The organism is Cupriavidus lacunae, assembly GCF_003353055.1.
GTDB lineage: Bacteria > Pseudomonadota > Gammaproteobacteria > Burkholderiales > Burkholderiaceae > Cupriavidus > Cupriavidus lacunae.
The window spans coordinates 25,012-46,365 of the sequence record NZ_QKWJ01000040.1; the positions used below are offsets into that span (position 1 = coordinate 25,012).

Annotated in this window: 22 protein-coding genes; 9 read left to right on the top strand and 13 right to left on the bottom strand. The window is 64.4% G+C overall.

Going from position 1 to position 21,354, the window contains the following annotated elements:
• The first annotated feature begins 40 nt into the window (after positions 1 to 40).
• The 8 genes from phbB (at position 41) to DN412_RS25745 (ending at position 7,284) form a co-directional block, all read left to right on the top strand.
• A complete protein-coding gene (gene phbB, locus DN412_RS25710) occupies positions 41 to 784 on the top strand; it encodes an acetoacetyl-CoA reductase (RefSeq protein WP_115214159.1) in 744 nt (247 codons plus the stop codon).
• A gap of 177 nt (positions 785 to 961) precedes the next feature.
• Entirely contained in the window at positions 962 to 1,393 is a 432-nt protein-coding gene (locus DN412_RS25715) for a universal stress protein (protein WP_115214160.1), read from the top strand.
• A 70-nt stretch (positions 1,394 to 1,463) separates the two neighbouring features.
• A complete protein-coding gene (locus tag DN412_RS25720; RefSeq protein ID WP_115214161.1) occupies positions 1,464 to 1,928 on the top strand; it encodes a ferritin-like domain-containing protein in 465 nt (154 codons plus the stop codon).
• A 358-nt stretch (positions 1,929 to 2,286) separates the two neighbouring features.
• On the top strand, positions 2,287 to 2,706 hold the full coding sequence (locus tag DN412_RS25725; protein WP_115214162.1) for a cupin domain-containing protein: 420 nt from the start codon (positions 2,287 to 2,289) through the stop codon (positions 2,704 to 2,706).
• A gap of 226 nt (positions 2,707 to 2,932) precedes the next feature.
• Positions 2,933 to 4,390, top strand: a complete 1,458-nt coding sequence (locus DN412_RS25730) for a CitMHS family transporter (RefSeq protein WP_115214163.1) — start codon at positions 2,933 to 2,935, stop codon at positions 4,388 to 4,390.
• Between the two features lie 54 nt (positions 4,391 to 4,444).
• The gene (locus DN412_RS25735) at positions 4,445 to 5,500 is read left to right on the top strand and encodes an Ldh family oxidoreductase (protein ID WP_115214164.1); all 1,056 of its coding nucleotides are present in this window, start codon (positions 4,445 to 4,447) and stop codon (positions 5,498 to 5,500) included.
• A gap of 15 nt (positions 5,501 to 5,515) precedes the next feature.
• Positions 5,516 to 5,818, top strand: a complete 303-nt coding sequence (locus DN412_RS25740) for a putative quinol monooxygenase (protein ID WP_115214165.1) — start codon at positions 5,516 to 5,518, stop codon at positions 5,816 to 5,818.
• Positions 5,819 to 5,889: 71 nt separating this feature from the next.
• On the top strand, positions 5,890 to 7,284 hold the full coding sequence (locus DN412_RS25745) for an aldehyde dehydrogenase family protein (protein WP_115214166.1): 1,395 nt from the start codon (positions 5,890 to 5,892) through the stop codon (positions 7,282 to 7,284).
• A 173-nt stretch (positions 7,285 to 7,457) separates the two neighbouring features.
• Here DN412_RS25745 and DN412_RS25750 read toward each other — a convergent pair whose 3' ends face one another.
• Positions 7,458 to 8,357 (bottom strand): GntR family transcriptional regulator, encoded by a 900-nt coding sequence (locus DN412_RS25750; protein WP_115214167.1) that lies wholly within the window; start codon positions 8,355 to 8,357, stop codon positions 7,458 to 7,460.
• Between the two features lie 116 nt (positions 8,358 to 8,473).
• Positions 8,474 to 9,475: a Bug family tripartite tricarboxylate transporter substrate binding protein gene (locus tag DN412_RS25755; RefSeq protein WP_115214168.1), complete on the bottom strand. Its 1,002-nt coding sequence runs from the start codon at positions 9,473 to 9,475 to the stop codon at positions 8,474 to 8,476.
• A gap of 251 nt (positions 9,476 to 9,726) precedes the next feature.
• Here DN412_RS25755 and DN412_RS25760 point away from each other — a divergent pair, with 251 nt between their 5' ends.
• Complete coding sequence (locus tag DN412_RS25760; RefSeq protein WP_115214169.1) at positions 9,727 to 10,815, top strand: lactonase family protein; 1,089 nt, start codon at positions 9,727 to 9,729, stop codon at positions 10,813 to 10,815.
• 39 nt (positions 10,816 to 10,854) lie between these two features.
• Here the strand turns inward: DN412_RS25760 and DN412_RS25765 are convergent, their stop codons facing one another.
• From DN412_RS25765 to DN412_RS25815, 11 genes are all read right to left on the bottom strand, one after another.
• Complete coding sequence (locus tag DN412_RS25765) at positions 10,855 to 11,373, bottom strand: hypothetical protein (protein ID WP_115214170.1); 519 nt, start codon at positions 11,371 to 11,373, stop codon at positions 10,855 to 10,857.
• A gap of 84 nt (positions 11,374 to 11,457) precedes the next feature.
• Positions 11,458 to 12,495, bottom strand: coding sequence for a transporter (locus DN412_RS25770; protein ID WP_115214171.1), 1,038 nt, complete (start codon positions 12,493 to 12,495; stop codon positions 11,458 to 11,460).
• Between the two features lie 110 nt (positions 12,496 to 12,605).
• A complete protein-coding gene (locus DN412_RS25775) occupies positions 12,606 to 14,369 on the bottom strand; it encodes an ABC transporter ATP-binding protein/permease (RefSeq protein WP_115214172.1) in 1,764 nt (587 codons plus the stop codon).
• A 293-nt stretch (positions 14,370 to 14,662) separates the two neighbouring features.
• Positions 14,663 to 15,082 carry a DUF1801 domain-containing protein gene (locus tag DN412_RS25780; RefSeq protein WP_115214173.1) on the bottom strand — a complete coding sequence of 140 codons (420 nt, stop codon included), beginning with the start codon at positions 15,080 to 15,082 and terminating at the stop codon, positions 14,663 to 14,665.
• Between the two features lie 42 nt (positions 15,083 to 15,124).
• Positions 15,125 to 15,535 (bottom strand): SRPBCC family protein, encoded by a 411-nt coding sequence (locus tag DN412_RS25785; protein ID WP_115214174.1) that lies wholly within the window; start codon positions 15,533 to 15,535, stop codon positions 15,125 to 15,127.
• Positions 15,532 to 15,855, bottom strand: coding sequence for an ArsR/SmtB family transcription factor (locus DN412_RS25790; RefSeq protein ID WP_115214175.1), 324 nt, complete (start codon positions 15,853 to 15,855; stop codon positions 15,532 to 15,534). Before DN412_RS25790 ends, DN412_RS25785 begins: the two co-directional genes overlap by 4 nt.
• A gap of 210 nt (positions 15,856 to 16,065) precedes the next feature.
• Complete coding sequence (locus DN412_RS25795) at positions 16,066 to 16,344, bottom strand: hypothetical protein (RefSeq protein WP_115214176.1); 279 nt, start codon at positions 16,342 to 16,344, stop codon at positions 16,066 to 16,068.
• Between the two features lie 90 nt (positions 16,345 to 16,434).
• Positions 16,435 to 17,976, bottom strand: a complete 1,542-nt coding sequence (locus DN412_RS25800) for a TolC family protein (protein ID WP_115214177.1) — start codon at positions 17,974 to 17,976, stop codon at positions 16,435 to 16,437.
• Positions 17,963 to 19,951, bottom strand: coding sequence for an FUSC family protein (locus DN412_RS25805; protein WP_115214178.1), 1,989 nt, complete (start codon positions 19,949 to 19,951; stop codon positions 17,963 to 17,965). The genes DN412_RS25800 and DN412_RS25805 overlap by 14 nt, the downstream gene beginning before the upstream one ends.
• On the bottom strand, positions 19,932 to 20,981 hold the full coding sequence (gene mdtN / locus DN412_RS25810; RefSeq protein WP_115214179.1) for a multidrug transporter subunit MdtN: 1,050 nt from the start codon (positions 20,979 to 20,981) through the stop codon (positions 19,932 to 19,934). The genes DN412_RS25805 and mdtN overlap by 20 nt, the downstream gene beginning before the upstream one ends.
• Positions 20,981 to 21,241: a YtcA family lipoprotein gene (locus tag DN412_RS25815; RefSeq protein ID WP_115214180.1), complete on the bottom strand. Its 261-nt coding sequence runs from the start codon at positions 21,239 to 21,241 to the stop codon at positions 20,981 to 20,983. Before DN412_RS25815 ends, mdtN begins: the two co-directional genes overlap by 1 nt.
• Positions 21,242 to 21,354 lie beyond the last annotated feature (113 nt).

Below are 21,354 nucleotides of genomic sequence, written 5' to 3' on the forward strand. Positions count from 1 at the left end.
GGCAGGGGCTTTTCAACCTTTCGACAAAGAAATACGCAGCATGACGAAGAGAATCGCTCTAGTAACAGGTGGCATGGGTGGACTGGGAGAAGCCATCAGCATCAGATTGCACGACGCTGGCTATGCCGTGGTCGTGACGCATTCGCCGGGCAATGCCAACGCGCAGGACTGGCTTGCCGCGATGGCCGCCACCGGCCGCGAGATGCGCGCCTACGAGGTCGACGTATCCGACTACGACGCCTGCCAGGCATGCGCCGCGCAGATCCTGGCTGACGTGGGCCGCGTGGATATCCTGGTGAACAACGCCGGCATTACCCGCGACATGGCCTTCAAGAAGATGGACAAGCCGAACTGGGATGCCGTGATGCGGACCAATCTGGATTCGGTATTCAACCTCACCAAGCCGCTTTGCGAAGGCATGGTCGAGCGCGGCTGGGGACGCATCATCAACATCTCGTCGGTCAACGGCTCCAAGGGCGCTTTCGGCCAGACCAACTACGCTGCCGCCAAGGCCGGGATGCACGGCTTCAGCAAGTCGCTCGCGCTGGAAGTGGCAAGAAAGGGCGTGACGGTCAACACGGTCTCGCCGGGCTACCTTGCCACCAAGATGGTCAATGCCGTGCCCAAGGAAGTCATGGAGACCAAGATCCTGCCGCAGATTCCGGTCGGCCGCGTCGGCAAGCCGGAAGAAGTCGCGGCGTTGATTGCCTACCTGTGCTCGGAGGAAGCGGCCTATGTGACCGGGTCCAATATCGCCATTAACGGCGGGCAGCACATGCAGTAAGGCTGGTCGGCATCGTTCTCGCCGCTTCGGCGAAGCTGTTCCCCGAAGCGGCGAGGCGCAAGTGCCGGGCCGGTGCCATCGCGGCGTCCCTGCCGGGAGACGGATTCTTGTCCATACTGGATTTTGACTGGCGGACAGTCTCATTCCGCCGGGAACAACCGTGTATGGAGGGGTACCGTGTTCAAGCACATTTTGCTGGCCACCGACGGCTCAGAACTTTCAAAAATGGCGATGGAGGCGGCTATCGGTTTTGTCAAAGCCGGTGGCGTCAGGCTGACAGTCTATACGTGCATGGAGGAGTATCCGTACGTGGCGTCAGGCGATGCCGGCCATCCCAGGCGCAAGGCCTTCGAGGAGCAAGAGGCCGAGCGGGCCAGCGCGGTGCTGGAGGAGGTTGTCGCCGCAGCCAAGGCGGCTGGCGTGACCTGCGAAACGGATATGACGACAACGGTGCCCTACAGAGGCATCATCGATGCCGCCGCGAGGCACGGGTGTGACGTGATCTTCATGGCGTCGCACGGCCGCAGAGGGCTGGAGGGCCTGCTGGTGGGAAGTGAAACCCAGAAGGTACTCACGCACTGCCGGATCCCTGTTCTTGTTTACCGCTAGTGGCGGGAGCGCGCAGCGCTCCGGCTGCGGTACAGGCTTACCGTCGAACCCCACCTCAGGGAGAAATGCCATGACGGAAATCGAACAGGACAAGATCGTCGGCGTGCTCAATCGGATACTCGAGGCCGAGCTTGCCGGTGTTGTGCGCTACACGCACTATTCATTCCTGATCTTCGGCTTCGGCCGCATTCCGATCGTGTCGTGGCTGCGTGAACAGGCGAATGAGTCGCTGCTGCATGCGCACCAGGCCGGAGAATGGATCACGACCCTCGGCGCCTATCCTTCGCTCGGCATCGGCGAACTGCTGGACAGCCACACGACCGATATCGGCACGATCCTGCGTGAATCGCTGGCGACGGAGATGCAGGCCCTGGCGCTGTACCGTGAGTTGCTGGGCCTGGTCGAAGGCCGCTCCGTCGCGCTGGAGGAGTATGCGCGGCAGTTGATCCAGCTGGAGGAACTGCATGCGGGTGAGGTTGAGAAGATGCTGCGCAAGCCTGGTGCTGCGGCGGCGGGGCAGTCCAAGCAGGGCTGACCATAGCCAGCGGCTTGAGGCCGATTTCGGAGCGCCGTGGGATGCCCGTCCAGGCAAGCCAGGCCTGGTCGGCGACCCTTCTGGTTCTCGAGTGAAAGCAACGTAAGCGGCGCCTCATGTCTCGGGGCGGGCCGCTGCCGGCTCATTCACTTGAATGACTAATGTCATTCCATAGTGCATTGACGGTTCCGGCTTCCCTTTTCATTTGATCTTATCGCCCAGATAGGTCTAGGAAAACCCGCGAATCAGGGTTTACTCTTGGGTCGCTCTCATTGCATTATATTTTCACAAAAAGCTATACTGCGTCCATCGGGTGACCGCCTCCGGTATCGCCCAATCTCTTGCATGGAGACGTAGCATGAGCAACAAGACCCCCTCAGGTGCCGTTCTGCTGAAGCCCGAAACGCTGCCGGTCCACGAGCGCGGCGGTGGCGCGCGCACGACGCCCCTGGTTTCGCGCGAACTCGGCACCAGCAGCTTCATCACCGGCTATACCTTGTTCGATCCCGGTGTCGAGATCCCTTTCCACAGCCACAACTGCCAGGAGAGCGTCGTGCTGATGGAGGGCGAGGCGATCCTGGACATCGATGGCCTTGAGTACCAACTCAAGCCGCACGACGTGACCTTCATCCCGCCGAACGTGAATCACCGCTTCCGCAACATCTCCACGACCAAGCCGATGAAGATCCTGTGGATCTACGCGACTGTGGATGCAACACGGACGCTGACGGAGAGTGGCGCGACCAATCCGGTGGCCGCCGAGCACGGCAAGCGCTGATCGGGCGAGTCCTCTCCAGCCAGGCCTCTCGCACGGGAGGCATTTTCCCCCCGTTTGCCAACGGGCATTGCGCAAGTCCGGGCCAGCTGAATCAGTTGGGTCTGCACGCGTTGCGCTTCATCACATACGGGCAGTCCGCGAGGCCACGCCTCGCTGCAAGCAAGTCGACATCGATGGTTCCCCCACGTCGACCGCAAAGCCCGAATACAACGACGCGAGACAAAAAATGCTGGTTTTCCTTGGTTTCGGCATGATCGCCACGTTCATGTACCTGATCATGACAAAGCGGATCACGCCGGTGGCTGCGCTGATCATCGTCCCCATCCTGTTTGGCCTGGTCGCCGGTGGCGGGCTGGACCTGGGCAAGGCCATCGTCGCGTCGATCAAGACGGCGGCGCCTACGGCTTGCCTGCTGTTCTTCGCGATCATCTACTTCGGGATGATGATCGACGTGGGCATGTTCGATCCGCTGATCCGACTGATCCTGCGTTTTGTCCAGCACGATCCGGTACGGCTGACGATCGGCACGGCCTTGCTGACGACTATTGTTTCCCTGGACGGGGATGGGTCGACCACCTTCATCATCGTCACTTCCGCATTCCTGCCGATCTATCTCAGGCTCGGCATGAGCCCATGGGTTCTGACATTCATTGCCGCGACGGCAAACGGCATCCTGAACACAGTGCCATGGGGCGGCTCGACCGCGCGCGCGGCAGCAGCACTGAAACTGAACCCGGTCGATATCTTCGTGCCGATGATCCCGGCCATCGTCGCGTCAATCGGCGCGTTGCTGGCCCTGGCTTACGTGCTTGGTCGTCAGGAGCGTGCGCGCATCGGGCATGTCGAGTGGAAGCCGGCGACGCGCGTTGGCCCCGGCATCCTGCAGCCGGAGCCGTCTCTCGCAGGCATTGGCGCCGCTACCGTTGGCGTGGCCATGGAAGAGGCGGGCAGCGTGGCAGCGATGCAGGTGGAGCACCATGCAAGTCAGCCCACGGTCACGGGCGGAACGCCCGATGATTTCTCGGTCCCGATTTCGGAAGGTGGACTGATTCTGCATCGACCGTATGCAAAGCCGCACCTGACCTGGCTCAATGCGCTGCTGACGTTGGCGCTGATGACGCTGCTGGTGGTCGACATCATTCCCTCTCCGGTCGTGTTCCTGCTTGGTGTCGCGATTGCGCTGGTGATCAACTTCCCCAGGGTCGCGGAGCAATCGGAGCAGATCAAGTCCCATGCGTCGAGCATCGTTGGCGTGGTGGGCATGGTGTTCGCCGCGACGGTCCTCACCGGCGTCCTCAGCGGCAGCGGCATGGTGGAAGCCATGGCGAAGTGGCTGGTCAACGTGATTCCGCAAGCGTGGGGGCCCCATATGGCGCTGGTCACCGGGCTGATCAGCATCCCCATGACCTTCTTCACCAGCAACGATGCCTTCTACTTCGGCGTGCTGCCGATCCTGGCGCAGACCGCATCGCACTTCGGGATTTCGCCGGAAGAGATGGCTCGCGCCGCCATCGTCGGGCAGCCGCTGCACCAGTCGAGCCCGCTCGTGGCGTCGTTCCTGCTGCTGGTCGGCCTGGCGAAGGTCGAGATCGGCGAACACGCACGCAAGACAATCTGGCGTGCCGTCCTGGTTGGGCTGGTGATGCTGGCGGTGGGCGGGCTTACCGGCGCATTCGCGGTATAGGCCGCGCGACCCCGGACACGACTCACGCATATCTGGAATTCCTAGGAGCTTGAAATGCCGCAGATCGCTCAGGCAAATGAATTGACCCGGTTCGGCACGGCCGTGCTGGAATCCCTGCACGTTCCCGCCGCCGACGCGCACCTGCTCGCGGACAGTCTCGTGGCTGCAGAACTCTGGGGCCACTCGTCGCACGGCATGCTGCGCCTGCCCTGGTATGTGGAGCGGCTGCGCAGCGGCGTGATGTCGCCCGTGGCCGATGCCTCGCTGGCGGTGGATGCGGGCGCGGTGGCGGTGATCGATGGCAACCATGGCATCGGCCAGGTGCTGACGGCGAAGGCTGTCGAACTTGGCATCGAACGCGCCCGCCAGCATGGCATCAGCGCCGTGGGCGTGCGCAATTCCAACCACTTCGGCACGGCGGCTTACTTTACCCGCATGGCTGCCGAGGCCGGGTGTGTCGCCATGCTTGCGACCAATGCCAGCCCGGCCATGGCGCCGTGGGGCGGGCGCGCCAAGCGCATCGGCACTAATCCCTGGTCAATTGCCGCGCCGGCCGGCAAGCGCGGCGTTGCCGTAATGGACATTGCCAACACCGCTGTGGCGCGAGGCAAGATCTACCTGGCCGCCGAGCGTGGCGTGCCGATTCCCGACGGCTGGGCCGCGGATGCCAATGGCGTACCCACCACCAACCCGAGCGAAGCCATCCATGGGCTGATCCTGCCGATGGCCGGACACAAGGGCTATGTCATCTCTTTCATGATGGACGTGCTGTCGGGCGTGCTGACCGGAAGCCATTTTGGCGCCAACGTGGCAGGGCCCTACGAGGCAAACCGCAAGAGCGGCTGCGGACATCTGCTGCTGACGATCGACATCAAGTCGATGATGGCGCTTGAGGAATTCGAGCAGCGCATGGAGGCCCTGATCGAAGAGGTCAAGGCCGTCCCGACCGCCGAAGGGGTGCAGGAGATCTTCTTCCCCGGTGAGCTCGAAGACCGCAGCACGCAACAGCGCAAGGAAGCCGGCATCCCCATTGCCGACACCACGTGGCAGAGCCTGGAAAAACTCGGCACGGAAACCGGCGCGGCACTGCCGCCTGCGACCACCGCCTGACTATCGGAGCTTCACATGATTGCACTCATTGTCACCCTGGACGTCTACCCGGAGCGGCTGGACCAGTTCCTGGCCGCGATCGAGGAAAACGCGGCCCGCACGTTCAACGACGAAGCGGGTTGCAAGTACTTCGATGTCACGCGGGACCTGAAGAACCCGCATCGATTCATCTTCTACGAACTGTACGAGGATGAGGCCGCCATCGACGCCCATCGGGCCGCACCGCATTTCGCCAGATGGCGCGAGGCCGCTGACGCATGCGTCGTGAAAGGCAGCCAGGTCAATACCCTGTGTACCCAATTGTTCCACCACGCCTAGCAGGCGATCCCGGCCAGCCGTGCATCGCAGGCGCGCTGGCCGCGACAGACATCCGGCAGGAATCGAAAGTCATGACCACAACCATCACCACCGTCAATCCGTTCAACGGAGTACCGCTGCAGACCTATGAAGCCTGGTCGGCGCAGCAGATCGAAGCAGCCGTTGCCGCGGGCCATGCCGCGGCAACGGCATGGGGATGCCAGCCGCTTGCGGCGCGCGTCGAGGCCGTGCGGCGCCTGGCCGCGGAATTGCGGAATCAGCGTGACAAGTTTGCCGCGCTGATCACCGCCGAGATGGGCAAGGTGCTCGGCGAAGCCGCCGGCGAGATAGAGAAGTCCGCCGTCACCGCGCTGTACTACGCCGATAACGCGGAAAAGATCCTGGCAGACGAGAAGGTGAGCATCGACGGCGTCGATGCCTGGGTCGGCTACGAGCCGATCGGGCTGGTGCTGGCGGTCATGCCGTGGAATTTCCCGGTCTGGCAGGTGATGCGCTTTGCGATCCCGGCCATCGCGGCGGGCAATGGTGTGCTGCTCAAGCATTCGCCGAACGTCACGGGATGCGCGCTTGCACTGGAGCAGTTGTTCCTGGACGCGGGTTTGCCTGAGCACCTGGTGACGGCCATGGTGATCGCCGAGTCGGAGGTGCCGCAGACGATCGATCGCCTGATCGCTGACGACCGGATTGCCGCCGTGACGCTGACCGGTTCGAATCGCGCCGGAGCTGCGGTGGGTGCCGCCGCCGGGCGCGCTTCGAAGAAGTCTGTACTCGAGTTGGGCGGCTCGGACGCCTTTATCGTCCTTGACGACGCGGATCTTCCCACCGCCGTGGCCGCCGCGCTGAAGGCGCGCTATCACAATGCCGGCCAGAGCTGCGTCTGTGCCAAGCGCTTCATTGTGTCGGAGGCGATTGCGGAAGCGTTCACCGAGCGCTTCGTCGAGGGCGCTCGCGCGCTGGTCGTGGGCGATCCGGCTGTGCCTGCGACACAAATGGGGCCGTTGGCGCGAGGCGATTTGCGCGATGCGCTGGACCGGCAGGTTCGTCAATCGCTGGAGGCCGGCGCGGTGTTGCTGGCCGGCGGCAAGCCTGTGGACGGTGCCGGCAGTTTCTTCTATGAGGCCACGGTGCTGGGCGGCGTGAAGCCTGGCATGGCGGCCTTTGACGAAGAGACCTTTGGTCCGCTGGCCGCCATTGCCGTGGCCAAAGACGATGCGGATGCCGCACGCCTTGCCAACGCCACGCCGTTCGGGCTGTCGGTGAGCATCTGGTCGGCTTCCACGGAGCGCGCCCTCAAGGTGGCCAGGAACGTGACCAGCGGCGCAGCATTCATCAACGCCGTCACGGCATCGGATGCGCGCATCCCGTTTGGCGGGACCAAGAAGTCTGGTTATGGACGCGAGCTTGCCGCGGCCGGCATCCGTGAATTCACCAACGCCCGGACCTTCTGGTCGGTCGCTCAGAAGTAAAAGGGCGGGTCAGCCGGATCGGCTGATGCCTGTTGATGCCCGGGCCCGCGACTGCCGGTCCGGGCATTTTTATTCTGGCATTGCTGTGCGCCGATACATGCGGAATTGAACCGTGTGTCAACAAAATGCAGTAGGGAGGAAAAGCCCGCCGCGGCGAACACGGTTTGCTCAACTCACGCGGCGCTCTTGAAGACGTTGGCGGTGTGGACCTTGCGGCGTCGTGCGCCTTCCAGATGCTCGCGCATCAGCGAGGCGGCCTTCAGCATGTCCTGCGCGGCAATCGCATCCAGGATGGCGAGATGTTCGATCGCCTGTTCCTGGCGCGGCTTGCGGTTCCTGGCTTGCCCGTACTCGACCAGCCGGCGGATCGAATCCATGCGCTTGACCGACTGCATGATGAAGCGGTTGCCAGACCATTTCGCCAGCATTTCGTGGAACCGGCTGTTGGATTCGAACAGCTCGATCGGCGTCATCGACTTATAGCCGCCTTCGACGATCGCGCGCTGCTGCCGGCGCAGCGACGCCAGTTCGACCAGGTCGGCCTTGAACCAGGGGCTCAGCAGGCCCGTGGGCTCCAGCGCGGTGCGGTAGAGGTAGCTTTCTTCATAGGCCTGCGCCGAATCGATCATGGGCAAGAAGGTCCAGCCATGCCCGATCGAGCGCTCGACCCAGCCTTCTTCCTGGATGCGGGACAGGGCCTTGCGCAACGCACTGCGCGAGACGTTGTACTGGCGCATCATGTCCGCCTCGTTCACCAGGTCCGGCAAGGTCTTGTTCAGCCGGTCCTCGGCGATCTTGAGGTAGAGCGGATCGTCAGGCTCCGCGGACAGCTCCTCGGCAATCGCGGAAAGCGCCGAGGCATCCTTGTCAAGGAAGTAGCCGCGGTTGTGGTCGTGGACCACGGCGCCCATTTCCACCAGGAAGCGCAGGGCGACATTGACCGGAGAGCGGGACACGCCGATCCGTTCCGCCAGGGCGCTTTCGGCGAGGTGATCGCCCGCGCGCAGGCTGTCGAGGCGTGCTAGCGCAACAATCTCCCGGGCAACCCGGGATTGGAGTTGGGACAGGTTCATGGTCGGATGCTGGGCGGCGGTCGTCGCGTCGGCGAGCCTGGGCTGCCGACGGGCTGCGGTGTTTGCACACTGCATTTTGCCACGACGCCGGGCAAACCTGGCTTTGCGCCGCGCGCTTAGTCGATGCGCATGCCTAGCTGCCTGATAAGCCTGGACCACTTTTCATTCTCCTTGCGGATCAGCGCGGCGAATTCAGGGCCCGGTGCCGCAGTGGGCTCATATAGCTGGCTGCGCAGTTTCTCGGCGTTGGCCGGATCCTTCAGGCCGGCCAGCAGGGCCTGGCTGAGCTTCTGGGAAGCTGCCGCCGGGGTGCCTTTAGGCACGACCGCGCCAGCCCACGAGGTGGCTTCATAGCCTTTCACCACTTCGGCAATGGCCGGCACATCAGGCAAGCTGGCAGCGCGTCTGGCGCTGGTCACGGCGAGCGCGCGCAATTTCCCGGATCTGATATGCGGGAGCACCGCAAGCGGGTCGGCAATGCTGGCGTCGACCTCGCCGCCAAGGACTGCGACCACCGCCGGCGCGCCGCCTTTGTACGGCACGTGGACCAGATCGATCTGTGCCATGGTCTTCAGCATTTCGCCGCCGAGATGGTTGCCGCTGCCGTTGCCGGCGGTACTGTAGGTCAGCTTGCCTGGCTTCGATTTCGCCAGGGCAATGAATTCCTGCAGCGTTTTCGCCGGGACATTGTGATTGACCACCAGGATGTTCGCCACCGAGGCCATCCAGACCAGTGGTTCAAAGTCGGCGACCGAATAGCCTGGCTTGGAATACAGGTGCGGATTCAGCGCCATGGTGGACAGGTTGACGAAGGTCATCGTGTATCCGTCCGCAGCGGCGCGGGCGCCTGCGACCGTGCCGATATTGCCGGCAGCACCGGGCCGGTTGTCGATGATGATCGACTGGCCCAGCACTTCCTGGGCCTTCGCCTGGACCGTGCGGCACAACAGGTCGGCGCCGCCACCGGCGGCCTGCGGCACGATAAACGTGACGGGTTTGGCCGGAAATGCGCCCTGGGCCCTGGCTGCCGGGGAGGTGAGGGCGCCGACGCCGGCGAACGGCGCGATGGCCAGTCCCTGGATGATTGAGCGGCGGCGCAGATTGCAGGCAGTCTTCATGATCGGTGTCTCCTTTTTGATATGCGTGCATTTAGCGTTTTGTGATCATATAATGCATTGAATCAAGCAGCAAGGAAATTTGCTTGCGTGTTATGAGTTCGCCTGCTTACGCATAGGGTACGAATCTGACGGGGTAATTTCGTGGATGATCTATCCTGCCGGCACGTAGTTGTGGTGCCGACGGTAGCCATCCTCGGCTGATCAGATTGCGTTATGAAGCGCAGAAGTTATAAGTAGTAGTGGGAGGCAAGATGGCGGCCTACGCCTATACCGGATGCCGGACATCACGCGCACGCGCGGCGCGAGGCCAGGGCATAGAGGTCTGGTCCGTGGACAATGCAGGAAGCTGGCGCCATGTGCAGCGCCTGGACGGTCTGGTGAATCCGTCCTACCTGCTGGTGGACCGGCACCGCGAGGTCCTGTACGCCGTGCACGGCGATGAGGACTACGTCAGCGCCTTCACCATCAACCCGCGCAACGGGATGCTGGCGCTGCTGAACCGGCAGAGCACCGAAGGCAGGAATCCGGTCCATCTCTGCCTGACCCGGGAGGCCGACTTCCTGGTGATCGCAAACTACGCGACTGGCACGGCGGCCGCCCTGCCAGTCCGGCACGACGGTTCGCTCGTGCCCGTGGCCAATCTGCTCCGTTTCGAGGGCCACCCCGGTCCACGCGGCGCGGACCAGCGCGGGCCACACCCGCATCAGGCGCTGCGCGTCCCGCATACCAATCGACTGATCTTTCCCGACAAAGGCTGCGACCTTGTCCGGATAGTCGACTTCGATGCATCGCAAGGCCAATGGGTGGCCGGGTCGCAGACGTGGATCCAGGCCCGGCCCGGATCAGGCCCGCGCCATGCGGTATTGAGCGCTGACGGCGAACTGCTTTACGTGGTCAACGAACTTGACTCGACCCTGGCGACTTATTCGTTGGACTCTGAAGGCGGATGCCGGTTGCTGCACCTTTGTCCGCTGCTGCCTGTGGATTTCCAGCGGCATAACCAAGCTGCGGGCATCGTGCTGGATGAGGGCGGCCGCCGCATCATCGTGAGCAATCGCGGGCACGACAGCCTTGCCGTGATGGCGCTCGACAGTGCGACGGGCGTGCCCTTGCGGACGCATTGGGTTTCGACGCAGGGAAGGACGCCGCGCTTTATCACGACCGATCCTTCCGGCTGCGACCTCATAGTGGCCAACGAGGACTCGGACACCATCAAGGCGTTCGCGCTGCGTGGCATGCCAGGGCAGTCCGCCGGGGGCTTGCCGCGGACGCTCGCCGAAACCGGAAGCCCGACATGCGTGGCGTTCTACAGTGCCGATTGCCGTACTGACGCTCACTAGGGCGCCGTAGCCGGAGTGATCGCCAGCCCAATGCAGCGCCTACTTGCTGCCGTCGCGCGCATCCCCACCAAGCGGATCGACGATGATCATGGTGCGGTCCAGGACGCCCCGGTCGTCAAAGTACGCGCTGAAGTGCGCCGGCTGATACGCGCCGGCGTAGAGCCGGTAGGACCACGCCTCGCGTTTCATCAAGGGGTAGTACTCGACCGGCTCGCGCGGCTTGCCGAAGCGCTCGGCAACGTCCTGCTTGGTCCAGACGCCAGGGCGGGCCTCATAGATCTCCTTCTCGGTCAGCATCTGGCGGAAGTTGGTCAGCTTGCCGCCGGCGTCGAAGTCCGCCGCGTAGACCTCGAAGCCCAGCGGCTGCTTCGAGTAGATCCACCGGCTGGTGCCGTTGGCGAGCTGGTAGGTCTCGGATGGGGCGCCGAAGGTATCGCGCACGGCGCTTTGCGGGCTGCCGATCATCTTCTGGGCGGTTTCCACGGGCTGGAGCGTGGCACAAGCGCACAGCAGGGTTGCCGCTGTGGCGGCCAGCCAGACGGACAGGCGATGGCGCATGATCGATCTCCGGAAAGTGCGGCGGATGCGAACTAGTTCAGCATAGCTTACGGCGCGCGGGGCGGCGTGTCGCCCCGGCGCTGCCTACCCGGCCTGCTTGCGGAACGCCCAGCGCCCGGCCAGCACCGTGAAGCTGGCCACCAGCGCCACCAGCACCCAAAAGCCGTGCGGGTGATCCGCCAGCGGAATGCCGCCCACGTTCATGCCGAAGAAGCCGGCCACGATGTTGATCGGGAGTGCCAGTACCGTTACCAGCGTCAGCGTGAACAACGTGCGGTTGGTCTGCTCGTTGAGCTTGGCGGCGATTTCTTCCTGCAACAGCTTGATGCGTTCGACCAACGCGGCCAGGTCGTTGAGCACGAGGGAGAATTCCTCGGTCGATTCACGCAGCTCCTGCAAGTCCGTTTCCTGCAGCCAGGCCGGCGGCCGGTTGAGCAGGCGGAAGAGGGCGCCGGGCTCGGGCGCCAGCAGTCGCTGCAGCCGCACCAGCCCGCGCCGCATCGAACCCAGGTCGGCCCGGTTGCCTTGCAGGCGCTGCGACAACAACTGGTCCTCGATCTGGTCGACGTTCACGCCAGTCTCGCGCACGATCTGCACCAGCACGTCGGCCTGGTCGCGCAACAGGTGCACCACCAGGTCCAGCGGCGAGCGGAAGGACTCGCCGCGCCGCACCGCCTCGCGCAGCCGGTCCACGGAGCGCAGCGGCCGGGCGCGGGCCGTCACCAGCAGGCGGTGGTCGGCGTGGGCCCACAAGGTGGAGATGTCCGTGGACGTGACGCCGAAGTTGTAGATCACGTCGTTGACGACGGCCAGCAATGCGGCGTCCAGGCGTTCGATCCGCGTTGAGCGGGAGCCTTGCCGCAGGGCCTCGAAGAATTCTTCGGGCAGGGTAAGCTGGCCCTTCATCCAGCGTTCGCAGGCGCTGTGCGACAGGTTGAAGTGCAGCCACAGGAAGGGGCGATGATGCGCTTGGTCCGGCGGCGCCGACGGATTCTGCCGCAGCCACGCGGCCGCGGCATGGGAATCAATTTCGCGCACCGGCGCGCCGGGCTCGAACAGGAACCCGCTGACCAGACCGACCGGGTCCGAGCCATAGCCCGACTCGACAATGCCCGCTTGCATGCAAACTTCCTCCCCATCCAATGTGCCTCGCGTGACGTTAGCACACCACTGTGATGGTTGAGGAATGCAGCATCGGCGTCGAGGATATCCCGTTGGTAGCAGGCCGGCGGCTACCAGCCAAAACGATAGTCCCTGGTCGGATGCAGCCACCACTTGCCGTTGCCGGGCAGTTCCAGCACCTGGTGGTGATACTTCAGCAACGTGGGCCGGTGGCTGACGCTGACCAGCGTGGCCTGCATGCCGGCCAGCAACTGATACAGGGCTTCCTCATTGCTGATATCCAGGGCGCTGGTGGCCTCGTCCAGCATCACATAGCGCGGCTTTGCGAGCAGCACGCGCGCGATGGTCAGCCGCTGTTGTTCGCCAAGCGACAGTACTTTGCTCCAGTCCACTTCCGTGTCCAGGCCGCCGAACCTGCCGGCGATGTCGCGCAGGTTGACCGTCTCCAGCAGTTGTACAAGCTCATCGTCAGGAACCTGCCGGCCAAGGTGGTTCGGGTATAGCAGCTGGCTGCGCAGGCTGCCGACCACCATGTATGGGTGCTGCGGCAGGAACAGCATCTCCTGCGGCGTTGGCCGCACGATGCAGCCCGTGCCGCTGTTCCACAATCCGGCGATGGCGCGCATCAGGGAACTCTTGCCCCCGCCGCTGGCGCCGACGATGAGAAGCCCTTCGCCCGGGTTGACCGACACACTGAGGTCGGTGACCAGCGTTCGCTCCTGGTTCGGCGTTTGCAGGGTGACGTGTTCCAGCGCCAGGCGGGAATCATGGATGGATTCGATCGTGCTGGCTGGCTTTGGCGATGCAGTTGCCTTGCCGGTCAGGGTACTGGCGAACGTGTCCAGGCGGTCCAGGCCTGCCACGAACCGGCTCAGGTCTTCAAAGTTGTCGACGATCACCGTCAGTGCGTTCAGCACGGCGGCAAACGCGCCGGCGGCGCGGATCGCGCTGCCGACCTCCAGTTCGCCATCCAGCACACGTGAGGCGACGATGGCGCTGGGCAGCAGAATGGTCAGGAAACCATACCCATACTGGAACATATTCAGGCCCAGCTGCCACCTGATGAGCCTGTTGAAGTTCTGGAACGCCCTGGTAAAACGGCCCTGCACGTGCGCAGACTCCTGCGGTTCACCCCGATAGAACGCGATGGACTCGGCGTGCTCGCGAACCCGGATCAGGCTGAAGCGGAAATCCGCCTCGCGCTTCAGTTGAAAGAAGTTCAGCCCGATCAGCACGCGCCCGAAGAAGTAAACCGATACAAAGGTGCCGGCGATGGCATAGACCACCAGGAAGTAGACCAGCTCCCTGGAGATCAGCCAAAGGACGGCGCTGAAGGCAATGAGCTGCAGCAGCGCGCCGATGCCGATCGACAGGAAGAAGAGGGATTGCCGAGTAAAGGTATTGATGTCCTCGGCAATCCGCTGGTCGGGGTTGTCGATCGTGGCATCCGAGTTGAGTTTGTAGAAAATGCGGTTCTTGAAATACCCGTCCAGGTAATGGTGGGTCATCCAGCGCCGCCAGAGCAGGCCCAGCCTGTTTCGGATGTAGTGGTAGACCGCGTAGAGGGGGATCGCGACGATCAGGATGAGCAGGCACGACCGGATCGAGGCCCAGAAGCGGTCAGCATCCCCGGCTGCCAATGCCGAGGTGAATTCACCGGTCTGTTCGTTGATCAGTACCTCGGCCTGGGTCTGGCCCAACAGGAGCAGGACCAGCAGCAACAGCAAGCCGGCGGCCTTCCATCGTTCCTGCGAAACCCAGTAAGGTTTTGCAATGACCCAGAAGCGGGTCCACACGTGCCGGGTGGAGGTGGCGATGCGTTCCCTTCGGGCCGAAGTGCGGTCGGCGATCTGCGGCTCTGGCACGGCGCTCATGATCCACCTCCCCGGCGCTGAGCGGATTGCGTACGCGTCACATGGGATCCCGACGTCGCCAGACTGGCGGGCGTCGGAAAATCACTCTTGAAATATAGCCAGCAAAAACGGTGCCCGGCTATTTCGCGCAAGTGACAGCGCCGCTTTTTTGTCGAGGTCGGCCGCGCGCGGCGGTGATGACGATGACGACGCAGATGGGAGGTGATTGGCTATGTCCGTCCGGCGCCTGGGGTGGCGCCGTCCATGGAAGACCGGGCCGGATCGATGCAGTGGCCGAAGCTACAGCTATCGGTTCATGCCGCTTCGCTCTTGTTCGCTTTTGCCCGAGTCCCCGCAGGCGCCTTCTTCTTCAGCTTGCTCTGGTTGAATGCAATCGCGGCGCGGACCAGGTTCTTCAGCGCGCGCGTGTTGACCTTGTCGCCCTCGAGCAGATCGATCGCTCGCCACTTGTTGCCGTCGAGGCCGGCGTTGAAGAGGTTATCTGGATCCGGCAGGCTGGCCCCGTTGGTGAAGGTGACCTTCACCTTCCCCTTGTGGGCGTTGGCGACGGCGATCATGCCGTCGCGAGACCACACCGGGCTGCCCATCCATTTCCATTCCTCGACGATCTCGCCGTCGGCCTCAAGGAAGGTCTTGCGCAGGCTGGCCAGGGTCTTGCCGCGCCAGTCCGTGAGTCCTGCGATCAGCTCGTCGATACGTTCGGACGGATTCATCGATGCTTGTTCCTTGAATGGTTCTCGCCGGAGGTTCGGCCATCATTCGATGCGCGCCAATACCTGTTCCAGGGCGGTGAAGAACTGCGGCCATCCGCCCTTGGCGCCCTGGTAGGCCTGGCGCTGATCGGGGCGGAAGCCCGCTTGCTCCATGCGCAGCAGGGTGCCGGTGCCCGTAGGGGTAAGCGTCCAGGTGACGACGCTTTCGAGACCATACGCGTCCCACGTGTAAGTCAGCGTCTTGTGCGGCTCGACTGCCAGGACCAGGCAATCCACGGCGCCCCAGTCCGCGCTCAGCTTGAAGCGGTGGTCCACGACAGGCTGGAAGTCGTTCGCCATCAGCCATTCCTGGATCAGCTGCGGTTGCGTGAGCGCGCGCCAGATCTTCTCCGGCGGATGAGGCAGGTCACGTTCGACCACGACGGAAAGCGTTTCGTCCGATGCTTTGTTCATTGATCCATCCTCTTTAGCAGGTCTTCGAGACGATCGAACCGGCTTTGCCAGAAGCCGGCCATCTGGCTGGTCCAGTCGATCAGCGGAGCCAGGGCGCCGAGCTGGGCGCTATAGTGCGTCTGGCGGCCTTCGTGGCGGTCGCGCACCAGGCCGGCTTGCTTCAGGACCCCGAGATGCTTGGAGACGGCCGGCTGCGAAATGCCGGCCCGTGCCGTCAGTGCCCCCACGGTCTGCTCTCCGTCGCGGCACAGCCGCTCGAAGATGGCCCGCCGGGTCGGGTCGCCGAGCGTTCTGAAAAGCACGTCGTGAGCGTTCGGCATCTTGCATTGATAACTGGCTGGCTATGGATTTACATATAAGCAGCCGGGTGTGTGGAAGTCAAGAAAGAAACAATCGTTTCTAGCCTGCGTGGGACTTATGGCACCGATCCGGGGCGGTGTACTGCGGGGGATAACATAGCTTTCGAGTTATGCATCATCCCTCGGGCGCAATTCAGTGGGTCCAGCTGAATTACGCAGTGCCTCTCCCGCTTATGGCAAATGCCTGCCTGGCAATGTCGGTACGGGTCCGTGCCCGCCGGTCGGGCGCGCGGCATGCTGGTTGGCGCTCTGCCGGGGGCCTTTGTCCGGCTTTGACGAATCAAGTCTGAGGCCTTCGGCTCGGCCATTGATGCGGTGCGTCGGGCCGGAGAATGCGCCGATCCTGACTTCCTCACCCATTCCACCCACAACATGCTGCGCGAGAGCAGCGCCCGAGACGGCAGTCAGCATGGCCATGGCCATCAGGGGGATCGGGTGGAGGATTTTCATGGGCGCCTGCTTCCTGTTTTGTAAGGCCCGGGGGCCATCAATAAGGCAGGGAGCATAATTCAACCGGATGTCCGGGTATGTAAGCTATTGTTAATGGCCGGCCGCGCCAACCGACCCGGTTGCCAGCGCCAATGTCGCCGCTGCGGCCAACGCCCCGTTATAGGCGTCGGCTGACGCATTCCGTGCCAGCAGCAACTGGTTCTGCGCCAGATTGGCTTCGGTGACAGTCCCCACGCCCTTGCTATAGGCGGCGAAGGCCGCGTCATAGGTGGTCTGCGCCGCCTCGGCCAGTGCGCTGGCCGCATCGTAGGCGGCCAGGCTCGATTCAAGCGCGCTCTGGCTGACCACGACCTGCCGCACGGATTCTTCCTTGGCGCGCGTCAGCCTGGCCGATGCACTGTCGGCATCGTTGCGCGCCTGCGCCAGCACCGCCGAGCGCACCCCGCCGTCGTAGATCGGCACGGTCACGCCCAGGAACACGCTGGCGCCGTAGCGGTAGCCGTTCAGGTTGACGGTGGGCGGCTGCTGGCCGATCGGCGGAATCGCGGTGATGGCCGAACCGCCGGACGCATACGACGTGAATGCCGACAGGAATACCTTCGGCATGTAGCCGGCCTCGGCGGCCTTTACCCTGGCCTGGCTGGCGCGTTCCACGGCATAGGCTGCCAGCACGTCAGGCCGGCTCGCAATCGCACGTTCGACGATCTGCTCGATCGAGCCGCGCATGGCCGGCGACAGGGGCCGTGCCGGCATCTCGACAATGCGGGGTTTGGAAAGCGGGGAGATGCCGATGGCCGTGACCAGTGCTAGGTAGGCATCGGTCTCGGCGCCTTGCGCCTGCACCGTGGCCAGGTTAGTCTGCGCACGATTCTGGGTGGCCTGGGCGACCTCCACCACGGTGCCGATGCCGCGCTGGTAGCGCGACCTGGCGGCGGCAAGCACGGCATCGGCATTGCGCATCGCCTGTTGCACGGTGGTGGCGCGCGAACGCGCGGCCTGGTAGCGATAAAACGCGATGCTGACTTCGTGGATGATCTTCTGGTGTACCGCGGTAAAGCCAATGTTCGCGGCAACTGACACCTGTTCCGCGGCATCGACAATGCCCGCGCGCTCGCCGAAATCGAACAGCAGCCACTGCAGCGACAGTACCGAGACCGTGCCATGGGTCGACGTGTTGGCGCCCAGCGTGCCCAGCGCCGTGGACGTGGCGCTATGTCCGTTCTGGTAGCCGCCCATCGCCGCCGCGGAGATGTACGGCAGGTAGCTGCTCCTGGCGATGCCGGCGGCCAGTGCGGCATTGCGCGCGTCGTTCCAGGCAATGCGGGTCAGCGGATTGGTGGACTCGGCCAGGTCGATCAGTTCGGGCAGCGTGTAGGCGTGTGTGGCGTCGAGTGCTGCAGGCGGGGACACGAACGCCAGCGCGGTATTGGCCGGCAGCGTGTAGTCGGATGGCCGGATTGCCGGCGCCGGCTTGCTGGCCGCGCCCGGCACGATCTCGCCGGACGCGGTGGTCTCGGGCTGCCAGGGCCGGTCGGAGGCCGGCGGGGCCAGGTCGAGCGACGCGGTGGCACATCCGGCCAGCGTCACGACGGCCAGTGTCAGCGGGATCGCCTGCGAATCAGGTTTGTGCATGAATGGAAGCGGGAGAGGTCGCAACCGGGGTTGCGACGGGCGTTTCCGCCAGTCGTCGGTCGACAATGGCCAGCAGGGCCTGGCGGACCTTGTCGGCTTGACTATCGTGGGGGCCATCGGCAGCGTGCGCGGTTGGCGGTATAGCGCCGCTCGCCTGTAGCGCGTGCAATCGCCTTGCCACTTCGGGGTCGCCCGGAAAGCGTTCCGCCAGCAGGAACATGGGTCCCGCAATCGTATCCAGCACGTCCAGGCGCCGGCGCCGGTCGTCGATCCAGTCCCGCGCCGGGCCGACCGAGGCGGGTTCATAGTTGGCCAGGATCAGGTCCTGGGTGATTTCGCCGTGTAATGCCATGGCGGTTGCGGCATGCCCGCGCCGTGCGTCGGGCTGGCACGCTGTGGCCAGTTGCTGCCATTGCGCCACCAGCGCCGCCAGTGCCGCCTCGATGCGGCTGGCAATGCTGACCGGCCAGATCCGGGTGAAGACCAGGTACACAACCAGATTGCCCAGCAAGATGCCAATCACCCGGTCGCGCGCGACGGTCAGGTCGAAGCCCGGGCCAGCGCCCTGGATGACGCACAGGTAGAACGCAAATGCCACCTGGAAGCCCGCGTAGGCAATGCGCGGCGAGCCCTGTGCCACCCATGCCGAGATCCACGTGCCGGCAAACACCAGCAGCAGCAACCCGCCCACCGACGTCAGTGAGGGGACCACGTAGACGATCGCTACCGTGCCGAGCACCGCGCCGACCAGGCAGCCAGCCAGGCGCAGCGACAGCTTTTCCACGGTTTCCGCCGTGGTGCCAAGCGATACCAGATAACAGGTGATAAAGCAGGTGTGGATGCCGGGCCAGTTCAGCTGCTGGTACAGGAAGTAGCAGAACATGGCCGCGCCGGTGGTCTTGAGGGCATAGCGGACATGGACCGGATTCGAGAACGCGTCGGCATCCAGAAAGCCGCCATGCGCCTTGCCGGCTTGCTCTTGCGGTGCCCGTTCGTCCGCTTCGTCCGGCTCCGCGTAGCGGTTGATGGCACCGACCAGATCCGCGGCAACCGCTTGCTGCACGGGCGAAAGCGCTTCCAGGCCGGCAACGCCCAGCCCGATTTCCACCGGATAGCCGCCGGCATCGAGCATGCGCGCCATGTCGTCGAGCGTGGCGGCGATCGGCGCGGCAATGGCTGCCGGCAGTTGCGCCCCGGGTTGCCGGCGCGCGACGTCGGCCGCCAGCAGGATCGCCATGGTCGACGACGCGGCCTGCCGCAGTGCCGCCAGATCCTGCGCATTGACGCTGCCTTCGATCTTCGCCAGCTTCAGCCAGCCGGTAATGGGCTGGACCCCGTCGCGCAACGCTTCATGCAGCGCATCGGGGTCGCCATCGGGCGCCTGCAGGCTGCGTGATGCCAGCCGCAGGCAATGGGCCAGGCGGTCGGTTGCCAGCCGGCGCGGCGCCGGGCCCAGCACAAGGTTGACCACCACATTGACGCCGAGGGGAATCGCCACCATCAGCCAGGTATAGAGCAGGGCACGCGTGGCGATCTCGCCAGACGGCACCAGTCCGAGTTCGTCGAGCCCAAAGCCGATGATCATTGCCACGATGGCGCCGACCGGCCGCAGCTTGCTGGCCGAGGTCAGGAACAGTACGGCCGCCGACACCATCGCCATGCACGCCACGCGGCGCAGCGGGTCGTCGACGCTGAAATCGGCGAGCCATATCACCAGGCCGATGATCATGCTGACCAGCACCAGCGCGGCCACGCTCATGACGATGCTGGAGGTGCGGTCGGCCCGGTTGGCAAAGAAGACCACATAGGCGGAGATGGCCGCCTCAGGGGTGCCGTAGATACTGGTTACAAGCACCGTCAGGGTGCAGGCTACCGTGATGCGCGTGGTGGCCGCCGCGCGGCCGGGGATCGGCGCCAGCAGGGCCCGGATATCCGCCAGGCCCAGGCGCAGCTTGTCAGCGGCAGGCTGCGCCATGCCGGATCTCGACGGTTGCGCTCGCGCCCACCCTGGCCAACGCCTCCGGCGGATCGGCCAGCTTGATGCGCACCGGGAAGCGTTTGGCCACGCGCACCCAGTTCACCGACGGCTGGACATAGGGCAGGGAGCGCGGCAGGTTGATGCGGTCGGTATCGGTGATGCCGACACCGATGCTCTCGACGGTGCCGCGGATGGCCTGGCGCCGGTCGATCATCGAGTAGACCGTGGCGCAGTCGCCGGCATGGATATCCGCCAGGAAGGTCTCGCGGAAGTTCGCCACCGCGAACCATTCGCCGGTATGCACCAGCAGGAACAGCGACTGATTTGGGATCACGACTTCACCGGACAGCACCGTCAGCCCGCTCACGCGGCCGGCGTGCGGAGCGCGCACCACGGTGTCGTCCAGCGCGCGCTGGGCGATTGCCAGCGCCGCCTCGCGCGCATGCACGGTGGCGATGGCACCGGCTTCATCGCCGACTGCCTTTGCCGTGGCGGCGTGTTGCACGTTGGCCTGCTTCAGCGTCACCGCGGCATCGCGCTGCGCCACCTGCGCCTGGTCGAGCTGCTGCCTGGCCACGTAGCCGTCCGCAACCAGCGGGCGCAACCGTTCCACCGTGCGCGCCGTGAGCGCATAGTTCTGCTCGGCCCGGGTGATCTGGTCCGACGCCACCGTCGCCGTGGCCTGCTCGGTGGCAATCGTGCGCCGCCGCGTGCCAAGCGTGGCCTGCGCCAGCTCCAGGTCGGCACGGGCCTGGGCCACGGCCAGCTGGTAGGGCACCGGGTCGATCTCGAACAGGACATCGCCCTTGGCCACCTGCTGGTTGTCCGCGACATGGATGCGCGCAACCCGGCCGCCGACCGGCGACGCTACGTGGACCAGGTCGGCATCGAGCGAGGCATCGTCCGAGGCCGGGAAGCGAAGCGTGCGATGGTAGGCGTAGAAGGACAGCAGGGCGGCCAGCAGGACGATGACCAGGGCAATCAGTTTGCCGCGCAGCGGGCTTTTGCGGAGGCCGGCCATTTTCATCAGATGTGTCCCGTACCCAGTAGCCAGACGATTTCAGCAATCATGACGCCGATCGCCGTGTTGACCAGAAGCTGGTAGCGGACCGTTTCCGCCCAGCCCGTCTTGATAAAGATCCGATAAGACACGACAGCGCCGGCAATGCCGAGCACCGCGCTCAGGAGCCAGAGCGGGAAATACGCCCCGAACAGGCTGAAGGACGGGGCGCCGGCGCAGCCATAGAGCGATGCCGCCAGCGCGGCGGGCAAAAGCGTGCGTGCCATAACAGTCGGAGCAGAAGCGATGCACGCAATATAACAGCGCGGATTCGGGCTTGTCCAAAACGCGCGTAGCCTGGATGCGGCGCCCGCCAGGAAGTGAAGACGCTGGTCCGTGC